General features: G+C 69.1%; 14 protein-coding genes and 1 tRNA gene. 7 read left to right on the forward strand and 8 right to left on the reverse strand.

Features of this window, described 5'->3' with window-relative positions:
- The first annotated feature begins 126 nt into the window (after nt 1-126).
- Both phaR and phbB read left to right on the forward strand, forming a co-directional pair.
- Nucleotides 127-618, forward strand: coding sequence for a polyhydroxyalkanoate synthesis repressor PhaR (phaR, locus tag AC3A5T_RS10170; RefSeq protein ID WP_487628466.1), 492 nt, complete (start codon nt 127-129; stop codon nt 616-618).
- 67 nt (nt 619-685) lie between these two features.
- The gene (gene phbB / locus AC3A5T_RS10175) at nt 686-1432 is read left to right on the forward strand and encodes an acetoacetyl-CoA reductase (protein ID WP_487628467.1); all 747 of its coding nucleotides are present in this window, start codon (nt 686-688) and stop codon (nt 1430-1432) included.
- 16 nt (nt 1433-1448) lie between these two features.
- Here phbB and AC3A5T_RS10180 read toward each other — a convergent pair whose 3' ends face one another.
- Genes AC3A5T_RS10180 through AC3A5T_RS10190 form a run of 3 tightly spaced genes read right to left on the reverse strand, consistent with a single transcriptional unit; the run spans nt 1449 to nt 4697 of the window.
- The gene (locus AC3A5T_RS10180) at nt 1449-1883 is read right to left on the reverse strand and encodes a hypothetical protein (protein ID WP_487628468.1); all 435 of its coding nucleotides are present in this window, start codon (nt 1881-1883) and stop codon (nt 1449-1451) included.
- 30 nt (nt 1884-1913) lie between these two features.
- Complete coding sequence (locus AC3A5T_RS10185) at nt 1914-2840, reverse strand: M48 family metallopeptidase (RefSeq protein ID WP_425497199.1); 927 nt, start codon at nt 2838-2840, stop codon at nt 1914-1916.
- A 33-nt stretch (nt 2841-2873) separates the two neighbouring features.
- Complete coding sequence (locus tag AC3A5T_RS10190) at nt 2874-4697, reverse strand: formylglycine-generating enzyme family protein (RefSeq protein WP_487628469.1); 1824 nt, start codon at nt 4695-4697, stop codon at nt 2874-2876.
- A gap of 109 nt (nt 4698-4806) precedes the next feature.
- Between AC3A5T_RS10190 and rnd the strand changes: the two genes are divergently transcribed.
- Together rnd and AC3A5T_RS10200 are read left to right on the forward strand one after the other, a co-directional pair.
- Nucleotides 4807-5934 (forward strand): ribonuclease D, encoded by a 1128-nt coding sequence (rnd, locus tag AC3A5T_RS10195; RefSeq protein ID WP_487628470.1) that lies wholly within the window; start codon nt 4807-4809, stop codon nt 5932-5934.
- 16 nt (nt 5935-5950) lie between these two features.
- Nucleotides 5951-6026 (forward strand) — tRNA-Ala (locus tag AC3A5T_RS10200).
- 72 nt (nt 6027-6098) lie between these two features.
- Here AC3A5T_RS10200 and AC3A5T_RS10205 read toward each other — a convergent pair.
- The gene (locus tag AC3A5T_RS10205) at nt 6099-6485 is read right to left on the reverse strand and encodes a DUF6165 family protein (protein ID WP_332077338.1); all 387 of its coding nucleotides are present in this window, start codon (nt 6483-6485) and stop codon (nt 6099-6101) included.
- Between the two features lie 160 nt (nt 6486-6645).
- On the opposite strand from AC3A5T_RS10205, the gene AC3A5T_RS10210 reads away from it, so the two are divergent.
- Nucleotides 6646-7254, forward strand: coding sequence for a mechanosensitive ion channel domain-containing protein (locus tag AC3A5T_RS10210; RefSeq protein ID WP_487628471.1), 609 nt, complete (start codon nt 6646-6648; stop codon nt 7252-7254).
- A gap of 13 nt (nt 7255-7267) precedes the next feature.
- Here the strand turns inward: AC3A5T_RS10210 and AC3A5T_RS10215 are convergent, their stop codons facing one another.
- The 3 genes from AC3A5T_RS10215 to AC3A5T_RS10225 form a co-directional block, all read right to left on the reverse strand.
- Nucleotides 7268-7612: a RidA family protein gene (locus tag AC3A5T_RS10215; RefSeq protein WP_487628472.1), complete on the reverse strand. Its 345-nt coding sequence runs from the start codon at nt 7610-7612 to the stop codon at nt 7268-7270.
- Between the two features lie 71 nt (nt 7613-7683).
- Entirely contained in the window at nt 7684-8727 is a 1044-nt protein-coding gene (locus tag AC3A5T_RS10220) for an AI-2E family transporter (RefSeq protein WP_487628473.1), read from the reverse strand.
- Between the two features lie 80 nt (nt 8728-8807).
- On the reverse strand, nt 8808-9071 hold the full coding sequence (locus AC3A5T_RS10225; protein WP_487628532.1) for a DksA/TraR family C4-type zinc finger protein: 264 nt from the start codon (nt 9069-9071) through the stop codon (nt 8808-8810).
- A 115-nt stretch (nt 9072-9186) separates the two neighbouring features.
- Between AC3A5T_RS10225 and AC3A5T_RS10230 the strand changes: the two genes are divergently transcribed.
- Nucleotides 9187-9525 carry a VOC family protein gene (locus tag AC3A5T_RS10230; protein ID WP_487628474.1) on the forward strand — a complete coding sequence of 113 codons (339 nt, stop codon included), beginning with the start codon at nt 9187-9189 and terminating at the stop codon, nt 9523-9525.
- A 1-nt stretch (nt 9526) separates the two neighbouring features.
- A complete protein-coding gene (locus tag AC3A5T_RS10235; protein WP_487628475.1) occupies nt 9527-10777 on the forward strand; it encodes a TIGR03862 family flavoprotein in 1251 nt (416 codons plus the stop codon).
- A gap of 16 nt (nt 10778-10793) precedes the next feature.
- On the opposite strand, the gene AC3A5T_RS10240 is transcribed toward AC3A5T_RS10235, so the two are convergent.
- The gene (locus tag AC3A5T_RS10240; RefSeq protein WP_487628476.1) at nt 10794-11693 is read right to left on the reverse strand and encodes a pseudouridine synthase; all 900 of its coding nucleotides are present in this window, start codon (nt 11691-11693) and stop codon (nt 10794-10796) included.
- Between the last annotated feature and the right edge of the window lie 12 nt (nt 11694-11705).

An 11705-nucleotide genomic window follows, 5' to 3' on the forward strand; every position in this document is an offset into this window, starting at 1 on the left:
CACCGTATGTGCGCGGACGGCCCGCGTCGCGGCGCGGCGCGGCCCCGTTCAGCCCCTTCGTCCAGTTGCGCCCCCCAATCCGCTGCGCCATGCTGCGCAGCATCAAAGGATCAGAGTGTTGGCTTCATGAGCAGTGCCGTGCGCATCATCAAGAAGTACCCGAACCGTCGCCTCTACGATACGGAAATCTCCAGCTACATCACCATCGAAGACGTCCGCCAGCTGATCGTCGACGGCGAGGACTTCGAAGTCCGCGACGCCAAGATTGGCACCGACATCACCCGCTCGGTGCTGTTGCAGATCATTTCCGAGCACGAGTCCGACGGTGAGCCGGTGCTGTCGACCCAGTTGCTGAGCCAGATCATCCGCTTCTACGGCGATTCGATGCAGGGCTTCATGGGCAACTACCTCGAGCGCTCCATGCAGACCTTCCTCGACCAGCAGCAGCAGTTCCGCCAGCAGATGGGCGGCCTGCTCGGCCAGACGCCGTGGACGATGATGAACCAGCTCACGGAGCGCAACCTCGACCTGTGGAAGGAATTCCAGAAGACGATGGTTGGCGCCGCGACGCCGAGCGCCAAGCCTGCCGATCGCGATCCGCCCAAGCGCGGCCGCTGATCCTTCCGCACCACCGGCACGGCGCGGATTCCGCGCCGTTGTCGTGTCCGCTTCCGGAATCCCCAGCATGACCCAGACACCACGCGTCGCCATCGTCACCGGTGGCCTCGGCGGCATCGGCCGCGCCATCTGCAGGCAACTCGCGCAACGCGGCGTGCACGTCGTCGCCGCCGATCTGCAGGCCGACGCCGCGCGCCTCGATGCGTTCGCGGCCGACATGGCCGGCCTGCCGGTGACCACGCTCGCCGTCGATGTCGGCGATGCCGACGCCTGCGCGGCTGCGATCGCCGACGTCGAAGCGCGCCACGGCCGGCTCGACATCCTCGTCAACGCGGCCGGCATCACCCGCGACGCGACGCTGCGCAAGATGGACACCGCGCAGTGGGACGACGTGCTGCGCATCAATCTCGACAGCGCCTTCCACCTGTGCCGCGCCGCGGTCGAGGGCATGGTCGCGCGCGGCTTCGGCCGCATCGTCAACATCAGTTCGGTCAGTGGCCAGACCGGCAACTTCGGCCAGACCAACTACGCCGCGGCCAAGGCCGGCCTGCACGGGTTCACGATGTCGCTGGCCCGCGAAGTCGCGGCCAAGGGCATCACCGTCAACAGTCTGTCGCCCGGTTATGTCGAAACACCGATGACATCGAAGATGCCGCCCGAGGTGCTCGCCCGCACCGTCGCCAGCGTGCCGGTCGGCCGCGTCGGCCAGCCGGACGACATCGCGCGCGCGGTCGTGTTTCTCGTCGCCGACGATGCCGGTTACATCACCGGCATCAACCTGCCGGTCAACGGTGGTTTGTTGATGGGGTTCTGAGTCAGGCGCGCGACGCTCAGAACGCGCGTTCGAGCACGGCGGGATCGTAGGGTCGGCAATCGCCCTCGAAATTGCCCGGTGATCCCGAGAAATAGAGCACGCCATTGATGCGATCGATCTCGATGCGCGCCGACGCAATCATGTTGAAACGCAGCTTGGCAGTGATCTGCTCTTCGGCGATCACGAGATCCTGCAGCGGAATCCACCCGTCGACGCTGTTCCGGGTCGGCGCGGAAAGCGCTTCGGGCAGTTGCACAGTGCCTTGCCCACCGTCGAGCTTCAGCCGCACGCGTCCGTCCCCGGAACGCCCGACCGTCCCGCCCGATTTCCACCACCCGCCCTCGCACAAGAGATTGAGGGCCGACGACGCACCTGCCGTCGTATCGGATGGTTGCGCGATTGCAGCGCTGCAGAATCCAAGCGTCATGGCTGCCAGCAGATAACGTCGCATCGGGTCTTCCTTGTCAGAACCAGCGTGGGATCAGCGAAGCGCGGTCGCCGTCTCGCCCTGCGCGTCTTCGCAGAATTTCGCGCGGTACTCCAATGCCTTGGGCATCAGCGCTTCCAGCGTCTGGATGCGGGTCCCGGGATTGGGATGCGTGGACGAGAATTCCGGCGGCGCCTGTCCACCGCTGGCCTCGGACATGCGTTCCCACAGCGGCACGGCTTCACGCGGATCGAAGCATGCGGCGGCGGCGAGCATCAGGCCGACGTTGTCGGCTTCGGTTTCGTGCTTGCGCGCGTACGGCAGCAGATAGCCGTAGCCCATCGCGGCCATGACCATCTGTTGCTGCTGCGGATCCATGCCGCTCATCGCGCCGGCCATCTGGCCGACCTGGGTCAGCTTTTGCTGGGCCATGCGCTGCGCGCCGTGGCGCAGCAGCGCGTGGGCGATCTCGTGGCCCATCACCACGGCCAGCGCATCGGCGTTCTTCGCCACCGGAATCAGACCGGTGTAGACCGCCATCTTGCCGCCCGGCAGGCAGAAGGCATTGGCCTGGTCGGATTCGAGCACGTTGACCTCCCACTCGAAGCTCTGCGAGAAGCGGGTCGGTTCCAGCCCGTGTTCGCGTGCGAGTTCGGCTTCGACGACGTCGACCTTGGCGATCAGGCGTTCGGCGATCAGGCGGACTTCTTTCGAGATCTCGCTGTCGGGATCGACCGGCCGCTCCTGGCCAAGGATTTCCTGGTAGGCCTCCAAGCCCAGCGCCTTCTCCTGCTTCACGTCGAGCGTGCGATCGATCAGCACGGTCTCGCCGGTGACCGGGTCCACGCTCTGGTTGGAGAAGTAGTAATAGGCGCCGTAGCCCGCGAACAGCAGTAGGACGATGAAGCGCATGCCGAAGCGGCGCCGCGGCGCGCGTCCGGGCTGACGACGGTCACCGCCGCCGAAAGGATCCTGTCTCATCTCGCCTCCCCTGACCGGTCGCCCGGCTCAACGTCAAAGTTCGCGTACCACGCGGAAGCCGAGTCTCGCATTAGTCGTGTCAACCTGCGCGAGTGCCCGCCAGCTGGTCCGGGTCTGCGCCGGCGAGCTCGCCCAGGAGCCGCCGCGGATCACCTGGTCGCGGCAGCCGGGATTGACCCAGGCCGAGCCGTCGCCGGGTGCGCGCCGGTAGGTCGCGTGCCAGCAGTCGGCCATCCACTCGCTGACGTTGCCGGCCAGATCGTGCACGCCCCAGGTGTTGGGTTCGAAGCTGCCGACCGGCGCCGGGCCCCAGTAGCCGTCTTCGTAATCGGGGAACGCGTTGCCCCAGGCGCGCCCGCCCGGCGAGCGGTCCAGCGCGCCGGTCATGTTGCCGGCGCCGTCGGGCGGCGTGCCCTCGCCCCAGGGATAGCGTTCGGCGGTGCCGTTGCGGTACGCATACTCGAATTCCGCTTCGCTCGGCAGCCGGTAGCGGCGGCCGCTCTGCGTCGACAGCCAGTCGACATAGGCCTGCGCGTCCTTGGCGCTGACGTGCAGCACCGGCATCGTGTCGCCGGCCGGACGGCCGACGTAGTCGGAGCGCCAGTCGACGTTGCTGCGACGCAGGAAATTGCCGGTGCGCTCGTCATAGGCCAGCGAGAAGCCGCGCCGCACCGCGCGCGACTGGTAGCCCGTGGCATCGACGAAGCGGCGGAACTCGCCCACCGACACTTCGCGCACGCCCATTGCGAAGCCGCGTTCGAACCGTACCGGGTGCCGCGGCGATTCGTTGTCTTCGGCGTCACGGTCGCCGGGCAGCGCACCCATCATGAAACCGCCGTGCGGCAGCACGACGACCTGCGGCCCGCGCGCGCCGCCTTCCAGGGCATCGGTGAACACCTGTCCCGGGCGGAAATCGCCGTAGTGCACGGTGCGGTCGATGCGTTCGCGCAGATCGTTGACCACCGGATCGCCCGGTTCGGCGATGCCGATGATCTGGGCCAGCCGTTCGCGTGCGACCGCCACGCCGTTGATGTTCGGCAGCGCGTCGACGCCTTCGTCGCGCAGCCGGCGGATGTGCGCGGCGCGCATCCGCTCCAGGCGTTGCTCGGCGTCTCCGACGGTCGGAAAGCCGGGCCGGATCGTCGTGGCATGCGCGAGCCAGCGCGAGGCGCCGCTGTAGTTCGCTTCGTCGGCCGCCAGTTCCGCGCGGCGGATCATCGCGCTCTCCACCGCGGCCATGCCCTGCAGCGCACGCGGTTGCCCGGGGCGCAGCGCCGCGGCTTCGCGGAACAGCGCCAGCGCGCCGCCGCCCGCCTCGCCCAGTTCACCGGCCTGCAACGCCCGTTCGGCCGCCCGGTTGAGTTCCCACAGCCGGTCGCTGTCGTCGACACGTTCGAGATAGCGCACCACCGCCTCGTCACCGGCCGCGAGATACCGCGCCACTGCGGCGAAATCGTGCGCGGCGCGCATGCCGGCGATCGAATCGAGTTCGTCGGCCTCCACCAGCGCCTGCGTGCCGAGTGCGAGCAGCCGTGCCTGCGCACGTTGCAGGCCGCTGCGCGCGGCGCGTGCGCTGTCGGGCCGCTGCGCCAGCGCGAGATACAGCGGGATCGCCGAGGTCGGCGTCGCATACAGATCGTCGGCCGCCATCGCGGCGCGTGCCTGATCCAGCGCTTCGGCGTCGCCGTCTTCGGCGATGACCACCGGCGGCGGCGTCCAGTTGAGTTGCGGCACCGCCGCGTCGTCGCCAGTGATGGTCACGCTGCCGTCGCCGGGCGCGACATCGGTGTCGGCATCGCCTTTGCAGCCCGCCAGCACGAGCACGCCCAACAGGCCGACGACGAAGAAACTGCGCAAACGGGGCTCCCTGGACCGCATCGCGCCAGATTAAGCCATCGCGGCCGTGGCGGCGATGCGAGCACGCCCGCGATTGCCGCCACCGGCCCGCACCGCTAGGCTTTCGCGCATGTCATCTCCCAACGCTGCCTGGATCGACGATCCGGCGATCCTGCGGGCCCGCCTGCCCGACGCCCCGACCCGCATCGGTCTGGATACCGAGTTCATCCGCGAACGCACGTTCTGGCCCCAGCTTGCGCTGGTGCAGATCGCGTTCGAAGGTGCCGACGGCATCGAAGTGCTGCTGGTCGATCCGCTGGCGCCGGGCATCGCCGAAGCCCTGCGTCCGCTGCTCGCCGATCCGTCGATCCTCAAGATCATGCACAGCGCCAGCGAGGACCTCGTCGCCTTCGGCCACGCCTGCGGCGCGGTGCCGGCGCCGCTGTTCGACACCCAGATCGCCGCCGCGCTGTCGGGCACGGGTGCGGGCATGGGCTATCAGCGACTGGTGCAGGACACGCTGGGCATCGCGCTGGCCAAGGGCGAGACGCGTTCGGACTGGCTGCGGCGTCCGCTGTCGGCGACCCAGCTCGACTATGCGGTGGACGACGTCGCGCATCTGTTCGCGCTGCACGACGTACTCGCCGGCAAGCTCGACGCACTCGGCCGCGCGGACTGGCTGGTCGAGGACTGCGCCAGGCTCGTCGCCACCGCCGGCAACATGGAAGGCGATCGCTGGCCGCAGCTCGGCGGCCGCGCGGGCCTGTTCCTCGACGCGGACGCACAGCGCCGTCTCGCCCGCCTGCTGCGCTGGCGCGAGACCTACGCACGCACCACCGACCGGCCGCGCAGCTGGATTCTCGACAACGAACTGGCCACTCTGCTCGCCCGCGATCCGCCTGCGGACATGGCCGCGCTGCAGCAGCGGCTGGATACGCACCCCAAGGCGCCGCGCAAGCTGACCCATGTGATCTGGCAGGCGCTGACCACCGAGCTGCCGGACGAGGCGGAGATGCCGCTCTCGCGCGGCGAGGAACCCGATCGCAAGCAGCTCAAGCGCCTGCAGCAGGCGGTGGCCGCGCGCAGCGCGGAGATCGGCCTGCCCGACGGCGTGCTCGCCTCGCGCAAATGGCTCGAAGCGCTGGTCGAAGGTGCGGACTGGCCGGGCGCGCTGTCGGGCTGGCGCCGCGGCCAGCTGGAACCGTCGCTGGCGCCCTTGCTCGACAGGGCTGGCGAGCCCGCAGCGGGGACCGTATAATCGCCACGCATCATGTGGGGCCATAGCTCAGCTGGGAGAGCGCGTCGTTCGCATCGACGAGGTCAGGAGTTCGATCCTCCTTGGCTCCACCACTCGATACCGCCGGAAAGCCAGGACCCAGGTCCTGGCTTTTCTGCTTTTCGCTTCCGGAAAGTCTCGCGCGATCAGGCGCGGTACTGCTTCTCTTCGACGAAGCGCGAACCGGCGAGCCGGTTGATCGTGTTCTTGACCTCGACCCGGGCGCCGTTGTGCCGTGCGACCGCGCGGGCGAGTTCGACGAATTCGTCGCCGAAATCCTGCGCGGCTTCCTTCGCGCGCAGCGCGTCCTGCACGTCCCACATGCGCGTGTTGGCCTCGCGCAATGCGGTCTTGAGTTCGGCCATCTCCGGCTGCCTGTCCGCGAGCGGCGCCCACAGCGGCAGCAGGCCGTCGAGTTCGGTGCGGACGTTGGCCAGCTTCTGCGCGTCGCCGATGCGCTCGGCCTTGATCTCGAGGATGGTGATCTTGTCGGCGAGTTCGCCGATCGACACCGGGGCCAGAATCGTGCTCACGGGAGGTCCTCTTGTTCGCGCAGATGGGGCCGGACATGGTAACGCGGCGCTGAAGACGCTTCGCGCAACGCGCATTCGAACGCGCCTGCGTTACGGAGCGTGCTGCATCGCGGCGTAAACTGTACGCCGGCGCGATCGGCGCCGTGTGTGTGGAGCTGCCGTGCGTTTCAAGGACCGCCTGCCCGTGTGGCTGCACGACTGGCTCGACATCGTCCTGCCGATCGGCCAGATCCTGCTGATCCTGATCGTCGCCTGGCTGCTGCGGCTGCTGGTGCGCCGGATCATCGAACGCATCGGCCACCGCTACACGCTGCCGGTCGAGGCCGTCGTCGGCGGACGCCGCGTCACCTCGTTCCTAATCTATGCCGCGGCGCTGCTGCTGATCCTCGAACGCATGGGCGTGTCGGGCACGGTGCTGTGGACGGCGTTCACGGGCTTCGCCGCGGTCGCGGCGGTCGCGTTCTTCGCCGCGTGGAGCGTGCTGTCGAACATCTTCTGCACGATGCTGATCCTCACCACGCGTCCGTTCCGCCTCTACGACCACGTCGAGCTGCTGGAGAACGGCGAGAAACCCGGCCTGCGCGGCCAGGTGGTCGACATCAACCTCGTCTACACCACGCTGCGCGAGACCGACGACGGCGATGGCGCCGGCACTAGCCTGCAGATTCCCAACAGCCTGTTCTTCCAGCGTGCGCTGCGCCGCTGGCGTGGCGGCGCGCTGCCTGCGCCGCGTGGCGGCACCAGCACCGGCGACCCGCTGGACGTCTGAAGCGTCGCGCGCTTCAGGCCAGCGCCGCGGTCACGATGATCTCGATGCGCCAGCCCGGATCGGCGAGCCTGCCTTCGATCGTGGCGCGCGCCGGGCCCTGACCGGCCACGACCCAACGGTCCCATTCGGCGTTCATGCCGGCGAAGTCGGCGATGTCGGCGAGCACCACCTGCGCCTGCAGGATGCGGGTCTTGTCGCTGCCGGCCTGCGCGAGCAGCGCGTCGATGGCCTCGAGGACTTCGCGCGTCTGCGTGCCGATGTCGGCGCCTCTGGTCTCGGGCACCTGCCCGGCGCAGTAGACGACGTGGTTGTGGATCGTGGCCTCGGACATGCGCGGGCCGGCGTCGATGCGCTTCATGGGACTGCCTCGGAATGCGGGGGCGCCCATGCTGGACGGCGCGCGCGTCGACGACAAGCCGACGCGCGCCGTCAGCCCTCGCGCTCGCCCGGCACCGCGGTGTCGCCGCCCAGCACTTCGCGCACGTAGAGCCGCTTGACCAGCACATAGACGACCACCGTCAGCGGCGCGGCCAGCAGCAGACCGGCGGCGCCCTGCAGGCTGCCGAAGATCACCAGCGAGAACAGCAGCAGTGCGGGCGGCAGTTCGACGGCGCGTTGCTGGATCAGCGGCTGCAGCACGTTGCTCTCGATCTGCTGCAGCACCACGTACAGCGCGATCGTCGCGAAGCCGACCTGCGGGCTGACGGTGAAGGCCAGCAGGATGCCGGGAATGGCGGCAACGATCGGCCCGATGATCGGCACGAAGTCGAGCAGGAACGCGATCAGCGCGAGCGCGAACGCCGCCGGCACGCCCAGCAGCCACAGACCGATGCCGGTCATGATGCCGACGACCAGCATCGCGACCAGCTGGCCGCCCAGCCACAGGCGCAGCGCACGGCCGCTGGAATCGAGCGCATCGGCCGCGGCCTTCTTCGCCGACGGCGGCACCAGATGCAGCAGGCCGTTGCGGTACATCTCCGGCTGCGCGGCGATGTAGATCGCGCCGACCAGCACGAGGAACATGTCGATCGTGCCGCTGGAGACCGTCATCGCGATCGCGCCGGCGCCGCTGGCGATGCGGCCCATGTTGTCGCGGATGGCGTCGAGCTGTTCCTGCACCAGACTGCCGACGCTGGTTTCGCCGAGCCACTGCTGGAACTGCGCGTACGCTGACGGGAGCGTCTCGGTCAGCGTGGCCAGCTCACGCGTCGCCTGCGCGCCGAACATCCATAGCAGCAGCCCCAGCCCGCCGATCAGTACCACCAGCACGATCGCCAGCGCCACGCCGTGCGGCATCGGCACGAAGCGCCGGAGCAGGCCCGTCAGCGACAGCAGCAGCGCGGCCACGACGATCGCGCCGAACACCAGCATGAAGACCGGCGTGAGCGCCCAGCACAACACAAGCACCGCGAGCAGTGCGAGGACGATCAGAACTTGACGGGTGAAGTACGCGAGATCCTGCGACGCGGGCATGGTCGATCCGATGAGAAAGGGGCCGCGTCACGACGCGGCGCCTCTTGTCCCATATCGCGCGTGCAAATCCGGTGGAGCGCTCAGCGCAGCTGGCTGTCCTTGCTGCCGCGGCGGTTGTAGCCGCTGTGCGCGTCGTCATCGTCGTGCGCGGCCTGGCACGCGACGCACAGGCGTACACCGGGCACGGCGCGCCGTCTCGCTTCGGGAATAGGCGCGTCGCATTCTTCGCAATGCATCAGCCCCGGCCCGCTGCGCAGCTGGCTGCGGGCACGTTCGATCGCATCTTTCACGGTGGCGTCGATCTGATCCTGCACCGCGCCATCGCCTGCCCAGCCCGTGGCCATGACGGCCTCCTGCATGTCGCGTGTTGACGAAGTGTGGACGCTAGCAGGCACCGCGTTGACCCGGGATGAGCGGCGTCCCCGGTCATAATGGCGTCGATTCCGCTGGAGGACCGACATGGCCCTGACCCTGCTGCTGCGCTGCACCGATCTCGAACGTACCCGCGCGTTCTACACCGCCCTGCCCGGTTTCTTGCTGGCGCCTTCGACCGGCGACACCCTGACCGTCACCGGCCACGGCGCACGTATCGTCTTCACCGCCGCCGATCTGTGGCACCGCGCGCCCACGCTGACCGGCACGCTGTACTTCACCGTCGCCGACATCGATGCCGCCTTCGCCCAGACGCAGGGCCGCGCGCAGCTCGCGTGGACGCTGCAGGACATGCCCTACGGTGCCCGTGAGTTCGGCATCGTCGACTGCAACGGCTACATCCTGGCGTTCCAGCAAGGCGCCTGAGATGCCTGAAGTACGCACGCCTCGGCTCGCCATCGTCGGTGGCGGGCCGGCCGGCCTGTTCGCCGCCGAGCGCGCGCGCGCGGCGGGACTGGATGTGGATCTGTTCGAAGCCAAGGGCTCGGTCGGGCGCAAGTTCCTGATCGCCGGCAAGGGCGGCTTGAACCTCACCCATTCCGAACCGCGCCCTGCGTTCGATGCGCGTTACGGCGCGCGCGATGCGGCAGTGGGCGTCTGGCTGGATCGTTTCGATGCACAGGCCCTGCGCGACTGGGCCGCGGCGCGCGGCGTCCCGACCTTCGTCGGCAGTTCCGGGCGCGTGTTTCCCGAAGATCTCAAGGCCGCGCCGCTGCTGCGCGGCTGGGTGCGGCAGCTGCGGGAAGACGGCGTGCGCTTCCACGTGCAGCATCGCTGGACCGGCTGGGACGATGCCGGCGCGCTGGTGTTCGAGACACCGGCGGGCAACGTGACGCACACGGCCGACGCAACGCTGCTCGCGATGGGCGGCGCCAGCTGGCCCGAGCTTGGATCGGACGGCCGCTGGCAGCCGGTGCTCTCGGCGCGCGGCGTCGACGTGGCGCCGCTGGTGCCGGCGAACTGCGGCTTCGACATCGGCTGGAGCGCGCATCTCGCCGAACGTCACGCCGGTGCACCGCTGAAACCGGTCGTGCTGCACTGGACCGGCCTCGACGGCACGCCACATGCGCTGCAGGGCGAATGTGTGTTGACGACGACCGGCATCGAAGGCAGCGCGATCTACGCGATTTCCGGCACCTTGCGCGACACCATCGCCCGCGATGGCAGCGCGCTGCTGGAACTGGATCTGACGCCCGGGCGTGACCTCGCGCGCCTGCAGTCCGATCTGGCGCGCTCGCGCGGCCGCCGCAGCGTCGGCGAACATCTGCGTCGCGCGACGGGTCTCGATGCCGCGAAGACGGGATTGCTGTTCGAACTGCTCGACCGCGCCGCGCTGGACGATCCGGCGAAGACGGCTGCGGCGATCAAGCGCCTGCCGCTGCGACTGCAGGCGCCGCGACCGATCGCCGAGGCGATCAGCAGCGCGGGTGGCGTGCGTCTGGAGGCGACCGGCGATGCCTTGATGCTCGAGGCCCTGCCCGGCGTGTTCGTCGCCGGCGAGATGCTGGACTGGGAAGCGCCGACCGGCGGGTATCTGCTGACGGCCTGCTATGCGAGTGCAGCCGTCGCGGTGGATGGCGTGCTGGCGTGGCTGCAGCGCCGGGTGCCGGCCGCCTGACAGGCGCGACGCAGCTTCAGTCCAGCGACTCCGAAAGCTGGAATTCGGATTCGAAACGTCGCGGGCGTCCGTCGAGCGGATCGTCGAATGCGAGTGCGCGGGCCAGCAACTGCAGCGGCGGCCGCGTGTCGTCGACGTCGTCCTGCAACGTCGGATACCAGGGGTCGTGCAGGATCGGCGCGCCGAGCGCAGCCATGTGCACGCGCAACTGGTGCTTGCGTCCGCTGACCGGCGACAGGGCGTAGCGCCACGTCCGGGTGCCGCGTTCGCGCACGTCGATGTGCGTCTCGCTGTTCGGCATGCCATCGACCTCGGCCATGCGGAAGAACGGCTCGCCGCGCTCGATGCGGCTGTGGCGCGTCATCGGGAAGACGAGTCCGGGCAACGGCGGCGCCAGCGCCTCGTAGGTCTTGGTGATGCGCGATTCGCGGAACAGCGCCTGATAGGCGGCGCGGCTCGCGGGATCGGCCGAGAACAGCACCAGCCCCGCGGTGCCGCGATCGATCCGGTGCAGCGGCACGAGCTCCGGATTGCCGAGCGTCGCCACCAGCCGCGTGAGCAGTGTCTGGGTGACGAAGGCGCCGGTCGGCGCGACCGGCAGGCCATGCGGCTTGTCGGCGACCACGAGGTGCGAATCGACATGCAGGATGTGTTCGGCCGCATCGATCACCGGTTCGTCGACGACTTCGCGGTAGTAGCCGATCTCGGCGCCCAGGCGATACGGCGTCTGTGCCGTGACCGGATCGCCCTGCGCATCGAGCACCCTGCCCCGCGCGATGCGGTCGCGCCAGATCGACGGATCGATCTGCGGAAAGTGCGCGACCAGCGCATCGAAAACGGTGATCCACGGACCCGGCGGCAGTTGCAGCCGGCTCGCCGGCACGCCGTCTCGCGGCGGAAACCGCGGGCGGCTCATGCGCGAGAACGG

It is taken from the genome of Luteimonas sp. Soil_C_16 (assembly GCF_057657295.1).

Bases quoted from the DNA above. Each gene is read 5' to 3' on its own strand.
- phaR (WP_487628466.1), top strand. From the start codon at position 127: ATGAGCAGTGCCGTGCGCATCATCAAGAAGTACCCGAACCGTCGCCTC.
- phbB (WP_487628467.1), top strand. From the start codon at position 686: ATGACCCAGACACCACGCGTCGCCATCGTCACCGGTGGCCTCGGCGGC.
- AC3A5T_RS10180 (WP_487628468.1), bottom strand. From the start codon at position 1,883: ATGCGACGTTATCTGCTGGCAGCCATGACGCTTGGATTCTGCAGCGCT.
- AC3A5T_RS10185 (WP_425497199.1), bottom strand. From the start codon at position 2,840: ATGAGACAGGATCCTTTCGGCGGCGGTGACCGTCGTCAGCCCGGACGC.
- rnd (WP_487628470.1), top strand. From the start codon at position 4,807: ATGTCATCTCCCAACGCTGCCTGGATCGACGATCCGGCGATCCTGCGG.
- AC3A5T_RS10215 (WP_487628472.1), bottom strand. From the start codon at position 7,612: ATGAAGCGCATCGACGCCGGCCCGCGCATGTCCGAGGCCACGATCCAC.
- AC3A5T_RS10220 (WP_487628473.1), bottom strand. From the start codon at position 8,727: ATGCCCGCGTCGCAGGATCTCGCGTACTTCACCCGTCAAGTTCTGATC.
- AC3A5T_RS10225 (WP_487628532.1), bottom strand. From the start codon at position 9,071: ATGGCCACGGGCTGGGCAGGCGATGGCGCGGTGCAGGATCAGATCGAC.
- AC3A5T_RS10230 (WP_487628474.1), top strand. From the start codon at position 9,187: ATGGCCCTGACCCTGCTGCTGCGCTGCACCGATCTCGAACGTACCCGC.
- AC3A5T_RS10235 (WP_487628475.1), top strand. From the start codon at position 9,527: ATGCCTGAAGTACGCACGCCTCGGCTCGCCATCGTCGGTGGCGGGCCG.
- AC3A5T_RS10240 (WP_487628476.1), bottom strand. From the start codon at position 11,693: ATGAGCCGCCCGCGGTTTCCGCCGCGAGACGGCGTGCCGGCGAGCCGG.